General features: G+C 36.9%; 18 protein-coding genes. 6 read left to right on the top strand and 12 right to left on the bottom strand.

The genetic code is table 11. The annotated features are described in order from the left end of the window. Window positions 1–56 precede the first annotated feature (56 nt). On the bottom strand, window positions 57–236 hold the full coding sequence (locus GJU43_RS06925) for a hypothetical protein (protein ID WP_154340059.1): 180 nt from the start codon (window positions 234–236) through the stop codon (window positions 57–59). A 334-nt stretch (window positions 237–570) separates the two neighbouring features. Between GJU43_RS06925 and GJU43_RS06930 the strand changes: the two genes are divergently transcribed. Next, window positions 571–1506 carry a hypothetical protein gene (locus GJU43_RS06930; RefSeq protein WP_154340060.1) on the top strand — a complete coding sequence of 312 codons (936 nt, stop codon included), beginning with the start codon at window positions 571–573 and terminating at the stop codon, window positions 1504–1506. A 335-nt stretch (window positions 1507–1841) separates the two neighbouring features. On the opposite strand, the gene GJU43_RS06935 is transcribed toward GJU43_RS06930, so the two are convergent. Then, entirely contained in the window at window positions 1842–2690 is an 849-nt protein-coding gene (locus GJU43_RS06935) for an SDR family oxidoreductase (RefSeq protein ID WP_154340061.1), read from the bottom strand. A gap of 251 nt (window positions 2691–2941) precedes the next feature. Here GJU43_RS06935 and GJU43_RS06940 point away from each other — a divergent pair, with 251 nt between their 5' ends. After that, window positions 2942–3310, top strand: coding sequence for an STAS/SEC14 domain-containing protein (locus GJU43_RS06940; RefSeq protein WP_154340062.1), 369 nt, complete (start codon window positions 2942–2944; stop codon window positions 3308–3310). A 69-nt stretch (window positions 3311–3379) separates the two neighbouring features. On the opposite strand, the gene GJU43_RS06945 is transcribed toward GJU43_RS06940, so the two are convergent. Beyond that, window positions 3380–3655 (bottom strand): PrgI family protein, encoded by a 276-nt coding sequence (locus GJU43_RS06945; RefSeq protein WP_154340063.1) that lies wholly within the window; start codon window positions 3653–3655, stop codon window positions 3380–3382. A 122-nt stretch (window positions 3656–3777) separates the two neighbouring features. Continuing rightward, window positions 3778–3966, bottom strand: coding sequence for a hypothetical protein (locus GJU43_RS06950; protein ID WP_154340064.1), 189 nt, complete (start codon window positions 3964–3966; stop codon window positions 3778–3780). Window positions 3967–4269: 303 nt separating this feature from the next. On the opposite strand from GJU43_RS06950, the gene GJU43_RS06955 reads away from it, so the two are divergent. After that, window positions 4270–4734: a hypothetical protein gene (locus GJU43_RS06955; protein WP_154340065.1), complete on the top strand. Its 465-nt coding sequence runs from the start codon at window positions 4270–4272 to the stop codon at window positions 4732–4734. Window positions 4735–4862: 128 nt separating this feature from the next. Here the strand turns inward: GJU43_RS06955 and GJU43_RS06960 are convergent, their stop codons facing one another. Further along, a complete protein-coding gene (locus GJU43_RS06960; protein ID WP_154340066.1) occupies window positions 4863–5258 on the bottom strand; it encodes a hypothetical protein in 396 nt (131 codons plus the stop codon). Window positions 5259–5424: 166 nt separating this feature from the next. Beyond that, window positions 5425–5820 carry a hypothetical protein gene (locus GJU43_RS06965; RefSeq protein ID WP_154340067.1) on the bottom strand — a complete coding sequence of 132 codons (396 nt, stop codon included), beginning with the start codon at window positions 5818–5820 and terminating at the stop codon, window positions 5425–5427. A 457-nt stretch (window positions 5821–6277) separates the two neighbouring features. Between GJU43_RS06965 and GJU43_RS06970 the strand changes: the two genes are divergently transcribed. Together GJU43_RS06970 and GJU43_RS06975 are read left to right on the top strand one after the other, a co-directional pair. Further along, window positions 6278–7114, top strand: a complete 837-nt coding sequence (locus tag GJU43_RS06970) for a sulfite exporter TauE/SafE family protein (protein ID WP_154340068.1) — start codon at window positions 6278–6280, stop codon at window positions 7112–7114. Further along, the gene (locus GJU43_RS06975; RefSeq protein WP_154340069.1) at window positions 7101–7508 is read left to right on the top strand and encodes a DUF1634 domain-containing protein; all 408 of its coding nucleotides are present in this window, start codon (window positions 7101–7103) and stop codon (window positions 7506–7508) included. Before GJU43_RS06970 ends, GJU43_RS06975 begins: the two co-directional genes overlap by 14 nt. A gap of 82 nt (window positions 7509–7590) precedes the next feature. Here GJU43_RS06975 and GJU43_RS23165 read toward each other — a convergent pair whose 3' ends face one another. The 5 genes from GJU43_RS23165 to GJU43_RS06995 all read right to left on the bottom strand — a co-directional run bounded on the left by GJU43_RS23165 (window position 7591) and on the right by GJU43_RS06995 (window position 12467). Continuing rightward, window positions 7591–7713: a hypothetical protein gene (locus GJU43_RS23165; protein WP_255473787.1), complete on the bottom strand. Its 123-nt coding sequence runs from the start codon at window positions 7711–7713 to the stop codon at window positions 7591–7593. 160 nt (window positions 7714–7873) lie between these two features. After that, a complete protein-coding gene (locus tag GJU43_RS06980; protein ID WP_154340070.1) occupies window positions 7874–9154 on the bottom strand; it encodes an acetyl-CoA C-acetyltransferase in 1281 nt (426 codons plus the stop codon). Window positions 9155–9405: 251 nt separating this feature from the next. Then, window positions 9406–10176: a hypothetical protein gene (locus GJU43_RS06985; protein ID WP_154340071.1), complete on the bottom strand. Its 771-nt coding sequence runs from the start codon at window positions 10174–10176 to the stop codon at window positions 9406–9408. A 441-nt stretch (window positions 10177–10617) separates the two neighbouring features. Then, entirely contained in the window at window positions 10618–11718 is a 1101-nt protein-coding gene (locus tag GJU43_RS06990) for a suppressor of fused domain protein (RefSeq protein ID WP_154340072.1), read from the bottom strand. A gap of 383 nt (window positions 11719–12101) precedes the next feature. Continuing rightward, on the bottom strand, window positions 12102–12467 hold the full coding sequence (locus tag GJU43_RS06995) for a helix-turn-helix domain-containing protein (RefSeq protein ID WP_154340073.1): 366 nt from the start codon (window positions 12465–12467) through the stop codon (window positions 12102–12104). Window positions 12468–12548: 81 nt separating this feature from the next. Between GJU43_RS06995 and GJU43_RS07000 the strand changes: the two genes are divergently transcribed. Then, entirely contained in the window at window positions 12549–13427 is an 879-nt protein-coding gene (locus GJU43_RS07000) for an NAD(P)H-binding protein (RefSeq protein ID WP_154340074.1), read from the top strand. A 76-nt stretch (window positions 13428–13503) separates the two neighbouring features. Here GJU43_RS07000 and GJU43_RS07005 read toward each other — a convergent pair whose 3' ends face one another. Then, window positions 13504–15852: a mechanosensitive ion channel family protein gene (locus tag GJU43_RS07005; RefSeq protein ID WP_154340075.1), complete on the bottom strand. Its 2349-nt coding sequence runs from the start codon at window positions 15850–15852 to the stop codon at window positions 13504–13506. Window positions 15853–16321 lie beyond the last annotated feature (469 nt).

The following is a 16321-nucleotide window of genomic DNA, read 5'->3' on the forward strand; positions in this document are numbered from 1 at the left end:
AGTTACTTTCCCCGAATTTACTAATTAATACTAAAAATAGTACCTAAAATAAAATATTATTTTGGTGGCGGTAAAACAATTACCGGCTGGTCACCAGGTCCATCAGCATAAGACGGTACAGGATTAATTTTCTTTTGAACCTCTTTTGTGGCCGGAGTATCTAATTCATCTGCTGTGCAGGAAAATAATGTAGTTGTCAATAATGCAAACGCTCCCAATATCATTAATTTTTTCATGATTATAAAGTTTAAAAATGACATAGGTATGGCCGTCCGGATTCTGTCCGGAGCTTGTAAACAATACCTATGAGGTGGGAAGTGAAGTGCGTAGAACTATAAGATTTTCATCTATACTTCCCGGGATAAACTCCGTCTTACGGTTTTCCGCACTTGTTAATTGAACTAGTTTTGTACATTTGTTTTTGACCTGCAGATCAAAACGTTAACTAATTTTGTTATGGCAAAGATGCGACGCTTACAACCCTGCATTGACAAGGAATTCCCGGAATTCCTGCTGTTTCCTGAGTTTCCTAATTGTTCCTGAGAATTCCTAAAAAATCCTGAATGCCTTATGCAAAAAATTACTTTTGAAGATTATAAAAATGCTGTGAGAGCAAAATTTGAGATTGAAAGAGAAGGCGTATATTTTAATTTTTTGACGCCTCCATCACAAGCCAATCTTAGAAATTTATGTTGGGAAAGATTTAAGTCAAACAGTAATAAAGATGATTTAAGTACTTTCTCTTCTTTCTTTGAATTTGAATTTGATCCCGAAAAGAAGAATCATTTTAGGGAGCAAACAGATCGATTTAGACCGATCGGCAGTTTCTTAAGAGGAGAAAAAGATCCGGCTAACCGATTTGCTGTAGAATTGGCAGCAGTTTTAGTTGATTTTCAACCGCGACCTTTTAGAAAATATAAAGAAAGAGGTATAGTGACAGTAGAAAATCCAATTGACAGCCCTAAAATTCCTTTTGCATTTGCAATAAAAGAAGAAAATAATGAAGAAAAAGACGAAAGGGAAGAAGGTGAAAGAAAAAATAAATTTGAAAATGCATTGATCGCTACTAGTCGATTTAATTATATCGAAAATTTAAGAGCCAGGTTTTCAGACAACTTCAAAAAGAAAGTAAAGTTTATTACAATAGGAGTTTTAGTTGTTTTTGGCTTGGGATTTATCATAAGCCGTTATGCTTTTCCAAAAAAACAATGTATGCAATGGTCTAATGATCATTATGAAAAAGTAGATTGTGATTTAAGTGCAAACGGATTAATCCCTTTTACAATTGAACCATTTGATGAGATCAAGTTTGAACTAAAAAAAATTAAGGTGTGTGATACTACTACTTGTTTTAAAAATGGAAAACCAATTATCTGGTATGCCAAGACAGGTGATGCAGCAGATTTTTTTAATACCCACGGTATACATCCTGAAAATGAGAAAGCATTAAGACCCGTTACACAATATATCTTTAACAAATACAAAAAACCATGCGGTTCAAAATAAAAAAAGCGGATATACCAAATAAGTATATCCGCTTTTTTTTCGCCAATCTAAACCCGACAGGTTTTTAAAACCTGTCGGGTTTGTCGTACTGTGTACTGTTATATTTTAAAATTGTTTTATATATAAAGAATCAGATTCTATTCATAATTCACGACCGCTATAGTAATGTTATCCCATAATGTTCTGCTGCCTCCTAAGCTTAACAAATACAAAAAACCATGCGGTTCAAAATAAAAAAAGCGGATATACCAAATAAGTATATCCGCTTTTTTATCGCCAATCTAATTATTTCAAAAAAAATTAGTGAAAATTAGTGCCATTCGTGGCAAACTTTTTTACCCCACAATCTCCCCGCCATTTATATGAATAAACTGCCCCGTGATATAACTGCTGTCTTCGCACGCCAGAAAAACATAGGCAGGTGCGACTTCAGACGGCTGTCCGGCTCTGCCCATCAGATTGTCTTTTCCGAATTCGGAAATTTTATCAAAACTGGCTACAATTAATGGTGTCCAGATAGGGCCGGGCGCGACGCCGTTGACCCGTATTTTTTTGGGAGCCAGCATAGTCGACAGTGATCTTGTAAAACTTACAATGGCACCTTTTGTACTGGCATAATCTACCAGATGCTCACTGCCGCGGTAAGCCGTCACGGAACTTGTATTGATAATCGTATCTCCTTCTTTTAAGAAAGGCAAAGCGGCCTTGGTAATGTAGAAGTACGGATAAATATTAGTCTCGAATGTTTTCTGAAGCTGGGCAGGCGTAATTTTTTCAAGTTCGGTCTGTGGAAACTGCACCGCGGCATTGTTGACAATAATATTGATTTTTTTAAACAGTGTCTGACATTTTTTAATAGCCGATTTACAAAACTTCTCGTCTTTTAAGTCACCACTGATAATCAGACATTGCTGTCCTTCTTTTTCAACAAGTGCTTTGGTTTCAAGAGCATCTTTATCTTCCTTCAGATATACAATCGCAATATTAGCTCCTTCACGTGCAAAATGTACGGCAACACTTCGCCCAATTCCACTGTCACCGCCTGTGATAAAGGCAGTTTTCCCTAACAGCTTTCCGCTGCCGGTGTAGTTCTCCCGAATAATTTCAGGTTGTGGATTCATTTGATATTCATTACCGGGAAGCTCTTGTTTTTGCTCTGGAAATTTCTTTGGCTTTTTTTCCATGATCCATCATTTTTGAGTTAGTAATTTTTATCTAAAGTATCCGATTTCTGAAAAAACAGTTAACCTGAAAAAATCAAAAAGTAACGCGATAAGTTCTTTTAAGTAATTGATAAATAGGGATTTTGTAAAATTATAAGGAGAGGATATAAGTCTGATAATAGCGATCCGAATTACTTTTGAGTACGAGAGTAGAACTTAGATTTTATCTTATTGGAAGAGAATACGACTTACTAATTTTAATGGAATAAATAATGATACATCAAATTGATACCACAGACAATATAGTTGCTTTTCGCGCATTAGCCGAAGTAACCAAAGAAGATTTTCAGACTGTAGTAGTGCCTGCCGTGGAAAAATTAATAAATCAGACTAATGAAATTAATTTTTTACTGGTGTTGGATACGGACATTCAGAATTTTACGGCGGGAGCATGGCTTCAGGATGCCATGTTGGGAATTAAACATTTAGGAAAATGGAACAGAGCAGCCATTGTTTCAGATTCGGAAGAAATTATTTCTTTTACCAATGGCTTTAGTTATGTGGTTCCCGGGGAATTTCGCGGTTTCAGGAAAGCAGCTTTTAATAAAGCCTTAAATTGGGTGGAAGGAAATATCAATTAATCGTTCAATTTGCTTTTCGGTCACAATAAAGCAATAAAAAAGCACTTCTGGAGGAAGTGCTTTTTTGATTTAATGCTCATAGTAATTTCCGGTAATATCTGTACTTTTATTTACATTTTCCAGTTTTTTTGACTTCATTTTTTTATAGACAGCTGATGTAAGCAAGGGGATAGCAAGGCCGGCTACAAAAGCGCCTGTTTTGGCATGTCCGGTTTTTTTTAGCGCAGCACCAATTAAAATTGAACCTACTCCGGCCAAAACCAATTGTTTTGCAGAAATTTTGGAGGTATTTTGCTCTAATTCTGCTGTATTTCCAAGTAGTAACGGATTAATGAAATTTGACATATTTTTTTAATTTTTGGATTAAACATTTTTTAAAATCTGAAAATCAATTCAGATTCAGTTTTAACTGTAAAAGTATAGTGATTATTGTGTTTCATACTCTTCAGTAAATTTTCTTTTTGGTACTACTTTTTAGTATCAAATTTTTGCTTCAAATCTTTCACTTTATCTGAAGGAATACGATTTGGACTATCATCTATAAATTCTTCAACAGACTCCGTTTTACTGGTACTTTGTTTGCGTTTGTGAAGATTTTCTACTGTGTCTTTTTCCGGACAATTATCATTATCAGGATCATAATTCTTTTCTGTCATGACTTTTAGATTTATAAATTGGCATCAATTGTTTTATGTATCAAAATTAAGGCCATAAGGACATTTTTTATTATAGAATTAAATTTTCTGATTATATAATTTAGCCGTAACAGCCTTATTTCCTCCAATTTCGTATATAAATTCAGATTAAAATTACAATGATAATTATGTAATTTTTCAAAACGATCCTGTAAAAAAATATTTCCTAAAATTTAGAATCTTTGTTTCATACTATTGCAGTATAAAATAAATGCTGCAATACTGATGTTCGATGCTCTTATTTATAACCTAAAATAGACTATTATGAATAACAATGGACCTATTGTGCTTATAGAAAATAATCAGGGAGATCGTAAATTATTTATGGAAATTTTCTCTGAATTGGAGCTTTCTAATGAAGTGCTCTACTTTAATTCAGCTAATAATGCGTATCATTACCTGACTTCAAGAAAAATTAAAGCGTTCTTAATATTTTCAGATATAGTTTTGCTCAATACCGCTGATGAAAAACGCATACATATAACGTATGAAAATCTAAGTATAGAATTAAATTGTCCCTGTTTGTTTTTTACGACAGCTTTTACACAGTGTTTTGTAATAGATCTTTATTCTGTTCCAACTCAAACGTATGTCATTAAACCTTACAGTTATGACAAATTTAAAGAGATTATTAAAACCATTCTCGAGTATTGGTCAAAAATTAAATCGATAGAAGATTATAAAAGTGATCCTCTGAGAAGAAAAAATATTAAAAATAATCTGAATTAAACAAAACCCGGTAAATCGTTTAAGTTTACCGGGTTTTTTGTTTTTTGATTGGCTAAAAACAGCTTTTTTCGCACTTTGTTCTTTGTATAATTTTTAGGATTTGTTACAGAATCTCCATGTTCACAAAATTAAGACTGGGAAATATGTTCCTCCTCAGTTTCAATTTTTTTAATTTCTACTTTCTCCTTTTTAATAGCCTGTCTCAGCAATCCGAAAAGACTCATATAAATATTAGCTACAAAAACCAAAGAAAATCCCGCAATGATATAGCCGCGCCAGTCGTCCAGGAGTAACTTATAATCAGAGAAAATAATAAAAAATATCGTGACATAATGGCTAAAGCAATATTCGCAGGTAAAAAGGTAAAAAGCTTTTCGGATTAACAGAGTACGGCCGTTAGCAGCATTTTTGACACACCATTCCCGGGGTTCGCGAAATATTTCTTCGTGGGTAACCGACCAGCTGATACAGGAAATAGGTATGGACAGAATAAAAAGCCAAATGATTTGAGTACTAATATCCATGAGAGTTATTGTTTAATTTTTTTAGAATCAATTTCTTAAAATTACAACAATACCTGCTTCCAAATTTATATAGTTTTTAAATTCAGTTATAAAATTTTACAATAAGACAAAAAACAGCCGTCACGAGCAATTCGCAACGGCTGTATGTTAGTTTTTTTCAAATAAATTATTCTCTGGGATGTTTTTCAGGAAAATGCTCATCGGATTCTTCGAGGTCTTCACTGGCATCATCATTGTCTAAATCACCGTCTTTTTCAAGAGGATCGATATCGTTCTGATTGAAATCATCATCCGGATTATCAGGCTGATCATTAGTAATATGTTCATCCTCATTAATTACCCGTTCCTCATTCGGAATATTTTCATTCCGGTTATAATCATTTGTTTCGTGATTGATATCATGCAGGTCATCTTCCTTGTGTTCAACATCATCTTCGTTGAACGGATCTTTATCGAATAAATTTTCCACGGAAGCATCTCTTTCGGTATCGGTAAGTGTAGCTTCATCATGGTGAAAATTACGTTCTACCTGACCGTAATTTATGTTGTTATCTTTTTTCATTAGAGTATATTTTAAAAATTAGTTACTTTTAAAGTCTGTTATGTTTCAAAGCTACCTGCAATCCCGCAATTTTATCTTACAGAAAATCACCTAAACATTTCATAATCTGTGGGTAAAGTCAAAAGGAGGATCAATAATTTTTATGTTTTAGTATTACTTTAGGGTAGTGTAATACCTCTGTTGTTTATTTTGTGCCGCTAAATTTTATTCAGGCTAATCAAAACAACGTCACTGTAATTTTGTTAGTAAACTAAACTGGTAGTGAAGATTCTAAAACCCGGAATTCAAAGCTTTTTGACAAGTGTCAGCATTTTTAAGGTATTTTTAAGTTTGATTTTACGTTCTGATAATCAGTTGTTTAATTTGTTTTTTATGCCTTTTATGGATTCATTTTAAAAGAGCATGCTTCAATAGCGGATATGTATTCGTAAATTAGCTTTCAAATAAATAAATCCAAATGACAGTACTCACATTTACCCTGATCATGATTTTGGGGGCATTTTTAGCTGGTTTTATAGGTTCGTTATCAGGATTAGGCGGCGGAATCATTATTATCCCGCTTTTGACCATTGTTCTGGGAGTCGATATTCATTATGCCATCGGGGCGGCTTTGGTCTCTGTCATTGCAACTTCGTCGGGTTCAGCTGCAGCGTATGTAAAAGAAGGCATTACCAATATGCGTCTGGGGATTTTTCTCGAAATAGCCACTACTTTGGGAGCCGTGGGAGGCGCATTGCTTTCCGTTATTGCACCCACGTCCTTTATCGCCGTATTGTTCGGACTTACCCTGATTTTCTCAGCCATCAATTCGTTACGAAAAAAAGAAGAACATATTGTTTTGGAATCCAGTCTGCTGGCCAAAAAACTGAAGTTAGAAGGAACGTATCCTTCACACGATGGACAGATCATACATTACGGAACCAAAAATGTAATAGGAGGGTTCAGCATGATGGGAATTGCCGGAATGATGTCGGGTTTATTAGGAATTGGTTCCGGAGCTTTTAAGGTAATCGCGATGGACAATATCATGCGAATTCCGTTTAAGGTTTCGACTACTACGAGTAATTTCATGATGGGCGTTACGGCAATGGCAAGTTCAGTAATCTACATCCAAAAAGGATATATCGAGCCCGGAATCTGCATGCCGGTGGTGATCGGTGTATTGTTTGGGGCAATGGCCGGAGCCAAAATATTAGTTCGTACCAACCCTAAAAAGCTGCGTATCTTTTTTGCCTGCCTGATTTTCGTACTGGCGTTAAACATGATTTACAGCGGACTTAATGGAAAAATCTAAAGTTATGGCACAGGAAAAATTCGGAGAAAAAGATTTTCAGAAAATTGTCGGTAATTTATTGCGCTATGGCGTTTGGATTTCCTTATCGGTGGCCTTTATTGGAGGGATTGTTTATTTGCTGCATCACGGCAATGACATCGAAAATTATTCGGTTTTTAAAGAAAATGACCGAAATATTTTTGAAGTAATCGGAGCTGTTTATAATGGTGTAATACAAGGCAGGGGAGAATCTATTATATTTTTGGGGATTGTATTGCTTTTTCTGACTCCGGTTTTTAGGGTATTACTTTCGCTATTTTCGTTTCTTCTGGAAAAAGATTATCTGTATGTGGTGATTACGGCAATCGTAATCGGTATCATTATTATGAGTATTTCCTTTGGATTTTCTCATTAAAGAATTTACGTTTTAATTGATTATCTAAGGTTCAAAGGAGCAAAGGTTCAAAGGAGCAAAGATGCAGAGGCGTAAAGTTATTTTATTTTTCTTTGCTCTTTTGCGAGATTATAAAAATAGCTTGTTGGGTGTCAGGCTGAGCGGAGTCGAAGCCCTTTTGATGTAAAAAGCCTTCGGCTCCGCTCAGGGTGAAAATGATTTCCATAACAATAAAGATATTTTATTCAAATTTATAACTTCATCTATAGAAAGGTTTACTTCAAGCAAAGACGCGAAGTCGCAAAGTAAAATTTAATAAAAAAACTTTGCGACTTTGTGTCTTTGCGTGATTAAAAAAAGACCAAAAATACAGACTTTAAAAAGTATTATTTTTCAATAATCATAGTAATTCCCTGTCCACCTGCGGCACAAATAGAGATAAAACCTCTACCGGCACCTTTTTCATGAAGCAATTTGGCCATTACACCAATAATTCTTCCTCCCGTGGCAGCAAAAGGATGCGCTGCCGCAAGACTGCTTCCTTTTACGTTAAGCTTACTTCTGTCGATCGCGCCCAGCGGTTTTTTAAGCCCAATGGCGGCACTAAGTTCAGGGCTTTCCCAAATTTTGAGGGTAGCCAGAACCTGGGCGGCAAAAGCTTCGTGAATTTCATAATAATCAAAATCCTGTAAGGTCAGGTTTGCTTTTTCGAGCATTCTCGAGGCAGCAAACAAAGGCGCGAGTAATAGATTCTGTTCGTTTTTTACATACTCGATAGCGGCAACTTCGGCATGGGTAATGTACGCCAGAATCGATAAATTGTGTTCTTTGGCCCATTCCTCACTCGCCAGAAGAATACTGGAGGCACCATCGGTAAGCGGCGTAGAGTTTCCTGCCGTAAGCGTTCCGTTGGCTTTATCGAATGCCGGAGCCAGTTTGGCCAGCTTTTCTAAAGTACTGTCTTTTCGTAAATTATTGTCCCTGTCCAGTCCGTTAAAAGGCGTAATCATATCGCTAAAAAAACCTTCGTCATACGCTTTTGCCATATTCAGATGACTTTGCAACGCCAGATGATCCTGATCTTCCCTCGCGATTTGATAATATTTAGCCGTAATTTCGGTATGACCTCCCATCGAAAGACCGGTTTGCGATTCTTCATTTCTGGGTACTAAAGGTGTCAGGTCTTTTGGTCGGATTTTCAAAAAGGTTTTGATTTTTTCTCCCAGCGATTTTGCTTTTCTGGCGTCGAGCAGTATTTTTCGCAGCTTTTCACTCACCGCAATCGGCATATCGCTGATGGAATCAACACCGCAGGCAATTCCGGATTCGATCTGACCCAAAGCAATTTTATTGGCAATGTAAATAGCACTTTCAATTCCGGTGTCACAAGCCTGTTGTAAGTCGCAGGCCGGAGTGGCGGGATCAAGAGCCGTTCTCATGACACATTCACGGATCAGGTTATTGTCGGTAGTATGTTTGATCACAGCGCCGCCCACTACTTCTCCTAGTAATTGGCCCTGCAGTTTGTATTTTTCAATAAGACCATCGAGTGTTGCGGTCATCATTTGCAAATTACTAATGTCTGAATAAAACGTATTCGCTCTCGCAAACGGAATCCTGTTATACCCCACAATGGCTACTTTTCTAATGTTGTCCTGATTTCCCATATCATGATGCTGTTTTGTTTTTGGTTTGATATTAAAAGTAATCCCTAAAAAGAGTACACATGTTTTTGTGCGTTCTGATTTAGGAGGTTAAATTTAATATTTTAAATTCTTATTCAGGAAACTTTTTGTTGGGAATGGAGCAGGATTATATTTCAGACTAAGTTTGTTATTCCGACACAGGAGAAAACACACTAGAAATTCCTTGCCTAAAGTCGCGAGTCTTTATGGAATTACTGTTAAAATACAGCATGTTAGATAATTAAACTCTCCGAATTTTCGAGTTTCTTTCTCAGTTTGTTTACCGCACTTCTCTTTATTTTCCAGAGCCAGAGCGCACTATTTGGAATTAGTTTTAACGATGAATTTTTATCGCTATTAATTAAGTTCTCTAAAGTATTAGAATCGTCAATTTTTAATTTGAGCTGGCGCTCATTCAGAATGTTTATTGGATAAATTCCTCGAAGTTTCGTTTGCCGCTCTTTAGGCGCGGAGTCATACCACTTGATTAGGCTTGAATTCTCTTTTTCACTTAGGTTACCGTCGTCCAGAGATAATATGTGGAACTCGGGATTATTTGTTTCACGTTGTGATGCCCCATATCCGAAGTCCCAGAATTTCAAATCTATCAAGGCGCATATGAATTGCTCGAATTTGTTTGATTGAGGATCAATTGCCTCTTCGTCAAATGCAAAGCATAGCAAGGTTTCCCCAGTCTCTTCAATATATCCTAATGAAGCAGAGACTAAGCTGTCGTAACCAGGCTCATTACTATTTTTTGGATTTGCCACTATTGATAAAGTAGTGATTTCGGAAAAATTTGTGCTTATTGCTTTAGTTTGCTGTTGCCCTCCAAATTTAGTTAGATTGCCACTATATCCATTTCCTAATGCGGCAAAATAAGTTGGTGTTATTCCACAGCTGTCAAAAATGGCAGTAATTAGTATATAGAATTTTTTGAAGGTGTTTGAATCTACCGATTTGTTTGTATAACTATAAAGTCCTAAAGCAAAATTCATTTTCATATCGTATCATTGTTAAAATTTTAGTCCTTTTCTATATAGTTGAATTTAATTATTGTGAAAGGTTTAAACTGTTTTATCTTTAAAGTAAAGAGTAATCATTTTTTTCCGGTCTTTCAACTGCATGGAGCCCGGCAATTTTGCCGTCATCAATTACAAATCCGAAAAAAAAATTATCATCAAAACAAAAGAACCCGCCTAATTTATTTACTTCGCTTTTTATGGAAAACATTATAAGGCTTGCTTTGTATTCATGAGTAGTATTAAAATCTTCGTCTTTCTTCGATACGTCTTTTCAATCCTGATTTGATAAACCTGTTCCAACAGCAGGTTGCCTTTTTGTTGATTATGCCGCTTGGCTGATCATTTTGGGCAAAAAGTCAGACGTTTGCCTTTACTTTTCAGGAGAATACCTTTGGGAACTGATCCCGTTTTTTAAATCATTTATACAACTTCTTCTCGCTCTAAATTAAAAATCTCTTCTCCAATATTGTCAAGTTTTGATAGCACTGCTTCAACTCCGGATTGTATCATTTCTTCTCTTTCCCTAAGTGAAATAGGTACAATCCATAAAAAGTTAGTATTTGAGCCTCTGTAGTTAGCTAACTTAATTTTGGGCAAAACATTTAATTGGTTCGTAAGGACTGCAAAGTTGAACTTTTTACTTACATTGGCATGAAGATCTATTGTGTGATTTTCTGCCAAAAAAGTAACAAAATCCCACGGTATTGCTGTTGTTCCGCTTATCCAGCTGGCGATGGTGTTTATCTGATCATTCTTTAGTCCCGATTTTAAAATCATCCCGAGTTCAATCCTATTCATTTTGCCTGGATTTTCAGAATACATTTCCACCTTTGGTTGTGGTCGTAATGATACGGCTACGGTTGCAAAAACAATCTTCTCATGACCTTCATGTACATACAAACCTTTTGGAGGCCACTCTGAATTATCAATTGCATAATACTTTTCACTTTTTCCAAATATTTCATCGTAGTACTCTAAAATCTCCGGCTGCAGAAAACCAAAAGGATTTGTGTCATTATCCCATAATTTTAAAAATTCGAGAGAGCGTTCAACACGTTTATGCATTTCGTTTTCTTCTGTAAACTCCCAGGCAAAATCACCGGTACCAATGCAATCACGGGCGTACCCATAAAATCCGCCGCTACCACTCCAGCTCGGAATTACGCATAAAATTTCTCCATTTTCCAACAAAGCTGCTCCATCTCCTTCCTCCAGCCAGACAATTTCAAGGTTGTTTCTGTTTAATTTTGTTTGTCCTTCAGGGAATTTACAAAACTCTTTTGTTAGCATTGGAGGAATGCCTTTTTCCATCAATTTTTCCTCTAATTCCTTTGGCGCTTCCATCAAATTTCTGATCCAGCAGCATTTCATGCCAAAATCTTCATTATCTCCGTATAAATAGAAATAAGCAACCCTATTATCCTGTTCAACAACCGCCGTGATTGGACAACTATGACTTCTTTCTTCAATAAGAACTTCGGCCTTTTCGATTTTATTATTGTTTCTTTTGAATAATCCCATGTTTTAGTTTTTTTAGATGAAATTTTATATTGAAATAACGATTTTATTTAATAAATATCATTTAATCTTAAATTTAATTGCTATTGAAAATCAATGCAAAAATAATTCATGATAATAGGCAGCAAGTTTGGAAAGTTATAAGTGGTACTTTTTTGAAATAATTGGAAGAAAAAAGCTATAGCTGGCTTAGTAGCCGTTTCGCCATGATCTGGTTTTCTAAAGAAAATCACAGAGGTAAATCAATAAGATTGGCGGCTTTAGGGAAGGAAGTACCGGGTGTGCGATTCCTCATTCCCTGGAATGAGAAACCGTATGTAAAATAGAAGAAATAGAAAAAAGAGTAATGGAAAAGATAAGAAATGACAGCTGTGTTACTCTAAAACTTAACCTCCATAAACCCCATCCTTTTCCTTAAAAGCCCATTCGGCCATAGCATGAATAACGGGAATCAAGCCGTTTCCGGCATTGCTCAGGCTGTAGGTCACAAAGGGAGGCACAACCGGTTTTGCTTCCCTGATCACAAGGCCATCGGTTTCTAATTGTTTGAGGTGCTGGATAAGCATTTTCTCGGTGATGGCCGGAATGGCTCTTTTCAGTTCGCTGTAGCGTTTGTCGCTGGTGGACAAATGATAGAGGATAATGGGCTTCCAGTAGCCGCCAATTTTTTCCATGACGTAGGTCACAGGACAGGTGTCGAGAGCGTATTGTTTGTTTTCCTGTATGGTCGAAGTTTTTTTGATTGCGGTCATGATACATACTTTAGGGTAAGTACTTGTATAAAAGTAAGTACAAATATACCTTTGTTTTTATAAATACAAAACAATTTAAAGATGAAAATTATACTATCAGGTTCTTTAGGGAACATCGGAAAACCATTGACCCATAAACTTGTAGCTGCCGGACATGATGTGACGGTAATCAGCAGTAGTGCGGACAAAAAAGAAGCCATCGAAAAAGCAGGTGCAAAGGCGGCTATTGGTTCTGTTAGTGATGCTGCTTTTTTAGCTGCGACTTTTGCAGGAGCAGATGCGCTTTTTGCCATGACACCGCCTAATTTAGGAGGCAGTAACGTGATTTCGAATACGGTTGAAGCGGGTAAAGCTTTCGCCAGCGCGATACAGGAAGCAGCTGTGAAACGTGTGGTAATGCTGAGCAGTATTGGTGCAGACTTACCGGACGGAACTGGACCTATTAAAGGACTTCATCAGATCGAGGGGGTGTATGATCAACTGGAAAATACAGCGGTTACCTTTTTACGTGCCGGATTTTTCTTTACCAATTTATACAATGACGTTCCGATGATAAAAGGAGCAGGGATTATGGGGGCTAATTATCCCGCTGATGCGAAGATGCCACTGGTACATCATGAAGATATTGCAACAGCGGCAGCAGAAGAACTGCAAAAAGAAACCACAGGCAAAAATATCCGTTACATTGTCAGCGATGTGCGTACTCCGGGGGAAATAGCAAAAGCCATAGGAGCAGCAATCGACAAAGCTGATTTGTCGTGGATTGAGTTCACTGACGAACAATCGCTGCAGGGAATGAAACAAGCCGGATTACCGGAAGAAATTGCCGGTTTGTATACCGAAATGGGTTCCGGTTTGCGAAGCGGTAAAATTGCGGCTGATTTCTTAAAAGGTAATTTTCCTGTGGATGGAAAAATCAAACTGGAAGATTTTGCTAAAGAGTTTGCCGGGAAGTTTTAATTCAAATAATGAATCCATGAAAAAGCCGTCAAGTATAATACTGACGGCTTTTTTGGTTTTAATTAAAACTGATTTTTTATGCTGAAAAAGTCAGGCCTTTTGCTTTAAAATTAGTGAACAGTACCTGACGGGCAGTACTCACCGTTTCTTCTGTCCTGTAAATGCTGCACCAGAATTTGACCAGAATTTTATATTTTCCGTCAGAAATGGCAGTGTAATAAATTTGGGATGGTTTTGAGTTATTGACCAAAGTGATGCTTTCGAGGGCTTCCGTTATGGTAGTATTGATGTCATCAGGAGTGGTATCTCCGGTAATTTCAATAGCAATATCAACCAGTTTAAAATTGTCCGTATACGTCCAGTTGGTAATGTTTTGCGACAACAGGTTTCCGTTCGGAATAATAATTTCGGCGCCATTTGGAGCATTGATTTTGGTGGTGCGAAGTCCCATTGATTTTACACGACCGGATTCAGAGCTTATATCGACTACGTCACCTATCTGAATCGGTTTGTCAAAAATCAGGATAATACCCGAAACAAAGTTGTTTACGACGCTTTGAAGTCCAAGTCCGACACCAACACCCAAAGCGCCTAAAAGTATGCTTAATTTGTCCAGAGGCATGCCCGAAGCGGCTACTGCCAGCAGATAGCCGACGATTAACACAACAAGTCGTGTAATAAGCAGTTTGGAATGTTGTCTTTTATTGATGTTTTCTTCGTTTTCATCGTCAATTTCGCCAAAAAAGTACGCTACATACTTTTGCAGTAAATGCGCGATCCAGATAATAATAAAAAACAATAAGATGTTTCCTAACGTGAAGGTAATACTGCCTATGGTGTTCGGATGGCTGAGTATGGCTCCGAAAGAAGTCCGCAGGGATTCCCAGATATTCAGGTTCGATCCAATGACTACCAGCCACATATAACTGATAATGATAATAAAAGGCTTTTTGAGGGTTTCTGATAAATTTTCGTGATCAAAAATCTTTTCAATGCCGCGTTTTACCCTTGTCGTGTAGATTTGCAGAATGATTACTTCCAGAATTATTTTTAAAAGCACACTCAGTGCAATAATCTGTGTAAGCGAAATAAAAGCGGTCAGGCTTAACATGTTAGAAAGGGAAACCCTTCCGAAAATGTTGTACAAAATAGATAATCCGTTAAAAAGAATAAAAATAATACTGGCCCATTTAAAGAAGCCTTTAATGTATAATTCTTCTTTTACACTTTTGATTTGTACCAGCCCATAACGGATTCCGAGGGCATTAATAACAATAAAGCAACAACGTTGCAATAATCCGACGCTAATGAATAAGTCCAGGAAACAAAGGGCTAAGAACAGTCCCAAAAGGAACGTCCAGTTTCTCATGGCGTTTGCCGGCCATTTATTTTTAAAAAGTATCGTAAGGATTCCAAGTAAGATCAGTTCCAGTATTTCAATAAACAGGGCCGGTGCATACAGGTTGCTGACCACGGCAATATTAAGCCCGATAATGGCTACGGGAATGATAACACCTTTGTTCAGGTATTTAAAATTAAAAAGTGCCAGACTGTCGGCATGTCCGTTACTTTTCAGGTATTTCAGATTGCGATAAATATACCAGCCCAGCAATCCCATCAGAAAAGCCAGCGCAATCAGTCCTCCGGCACGATAGCTCAGGTAGTACGCCGCAACACTCTCTTCGATTAGTACTTTTGCCTTAATGGTTTGGGCAACCTGTTTGTTTGTGATTGAATCGGTAATATTCCAGATAAAAGGATATTCCTTTTTCAGCATACTGATTCCAGACTTTTCAAGATTATTTTCTACGGTAATAAGCGCGTTAGAGACCGCAATTTTTCTTTCTACGGTCAATCTTTTATTTTTATTTAAAACCCCCTGATTTTTAGTCATCAGACTGTCGGTGTTCTTGTATTTTTTTCGAAGATTGGCAAATTCGTTTTTAAACTGCTTGCGGCGAATGGTATCTTTTATAAGACCTACGAGGGTTTTATCTTTACGCAATTCGATAAAACGGTCTTTGATTTTTTCCAGGTTTTTATTGCGTAAGTTGATCGCGTCATTCTGCTCGTCCAGTTCCTGTTGAATTTCTTTTAGGACCACGCGGTACATTTGCTGGTTCCGAACATTCGGATTGGCTCCTTTCAGACTGGCTAAAATTAAATCGAGCTTGCTTTGGGTTCTTCTGATTTCGCCAAACAGATGATGGCTTGCCCCGTCAAAATCGGCATCGTTATAGGCAGTTTCCATTACGGCACTGGCTTTTTCAATCGCCATCAGGTAATCACTGTCGGTTGTTGTTTCTTCAAATAATTTAGAACGGCTTTCTGTTTTTTTAGCAGTGGTTTGCGAGTAGGTGAGCGGTGCAAAAAAAAGGAATGCCAGTACCGCTGATAAACCAATAAAACTTCTCTTTTGAATCATAATTGAATGTATGAATTAGGGTGCCCAAATTTAATTTTTTTTAACGGACTTTCGTTAAAAATCGGGAAGTTTTAAGCGGACGCTGATTTGAAGTTTTTAAAGCAGGGAAGCTCAATTATTTAGAAATTAAATTTGCTTTTTGAGGGACTTAAAATTGTGCTTTTTTGTTCAAATATCAATTTGTAGGAATTGGCATAAGTGTAATGTAAACCAGATGATTGTGTTTTGTTATCTGAATGAATAATTCACTATCAGGCCTGAAAAAAAATAGCACCGCTATCGATTGTTTTTTTATGATCTCAGGAATTCAATCAGCGTATAACACGCTATTTTTTACGATTGATTTTCACCTTCCGTTGGTTAAATACGGCTGCTGAAGGTAAGCTTACGGGTATTTCGGGCGGCGAATTTGCAAAAAGACTGTTATACGCTCTTTTATTTGGAATTTCCACCATAGAACAGATATTAA

Source organism: Flavobacterium sp. LC2016-23 (assembly GCF_009674775.1).
Classification (GTDB): domain Bacteria; phylum Bacteroidota; class Bacteroidia; order Flavobacteriales; family Flavobacteriaceae; genus Flavobacterium.

Coding starts and splice junctions, on each gene's coding strand:
- GJU43_RS06950 (WP_154340064.1), bottom strand. CDS start 3,966: ATGACAGAAAAGAATTATGATCCTGATAATGATAATTGTCCGGAAAAA.
- GJU43_RS06975 (WP_154340069.1), top strand. CDS start 7,101: ATGGAAAAATCTAAAGTTATGGCACAGGAAAAATTCGGAGAAAAAGAT.
- GJU43_RS06960 (WP_154340066.1), bottom strand. CDS start 5,258: ATGGATATTAGTACTCAAATCATTTGGCTTTTTATTCTGTCCATACCT.
- GJU43_RS06935 (WP_154340061.1), bottom strand. CDS start 2,690: ATGGAAAAAAAGCCAAAGAAATTTCCAGAGCAAAAACAAGAGCTTCCC.
- GJU43_RS06925 (WP_154340059.1), bottom strand. CDS start 236: ATGAAAAAATTAATGATATTGGGAGCGTTTGCATTATTGACAACTACA.
- GJU43_RS06955 (WP_154340065.1), top strand. CDS start 4,270: ATGAATAACAATGGACCTATTGTGCTTATAGAAAATAATCAGGGAGAT.
- GJU43_RS06940 (WP_154340062.1), top strand. CDS start 2,942: ATGATACATCAAATTGATACCACAGACAATATAGTTGCTTTTCGCGCA.
- GJU43_RS06965 (WP_154340067.1), bottom strand. CDS start 5,820: ATGAAAAAAGATAACAACATAAATTACGGTCAGGTAGAACGTAATTTT.
- GJU43_RS07000 (WP_154340074.1), top strand. CDS start 12,549: ATGAAAATTATACTATCAGGTTCTTTAGGGAACATCGGAAAACCATTG.
- GJU43_RS06970 (WP_154340068.1), top strand. CDS start 6,278: ATGACAGTACTCACATTTACCCTGATCATGATTTTGGGGGCATTTTTA.
- GJU43_RS23165 (WP_255473787.1), bottom strand. CDS start 7,713: ATGGAAATCATTTTCACCCTGAGCGGAGCCGAAGGCTTTTTACATCAA.
- GJU43_RS06945 (WP_154340063.1), bottom strand. CDS start 3,655: ATGTCAAATTTCATTAATCCGTTACTACTTGGAAATACAGCAGAATTA.
- GJU43_RS06995 (WP_154340073.1), bottom strand. CDS start 12,467: ATGACCGCAATCAAAAAAACTTCGACCATACAGGAAAACAAACAATAC.
- GJU43_RS07005 (WP_154340075.1), bottom strand. CDS start 15,852: ATGATTCAAAAGAGAAGTTTTATTGGTTTATCAGCGGTACTGGCATTC.
- GJU43_RS06990 (WP_154340072.1), bottom strand. CDS start 11,718: ATGGGATTATTCAAAAGAAACAATAATAAAATCGAAAAGGCCGAAGTT.
- GJU43_RS06985 (WP_154340071.1), bottom strand. CDS start 10,176: ATGAAAATGAATTTTGCTTTAGGACTTTATAGTTATACAAACAAATCG.
- GJU43_RS06930 (WP_154340060.1), top strand. CDS start 571: ATGCAAAAAATTACTTTTGAAGATTATAAAAATGCTGTGAGAGCAAAA.
- GJU43_RS06980 (WP_154340070.1), bottom strand. CDS start 9,154: ATGGGAAATCAGGACAACATTAGAAAAGTAGCCATTGTGGGGTATAAC.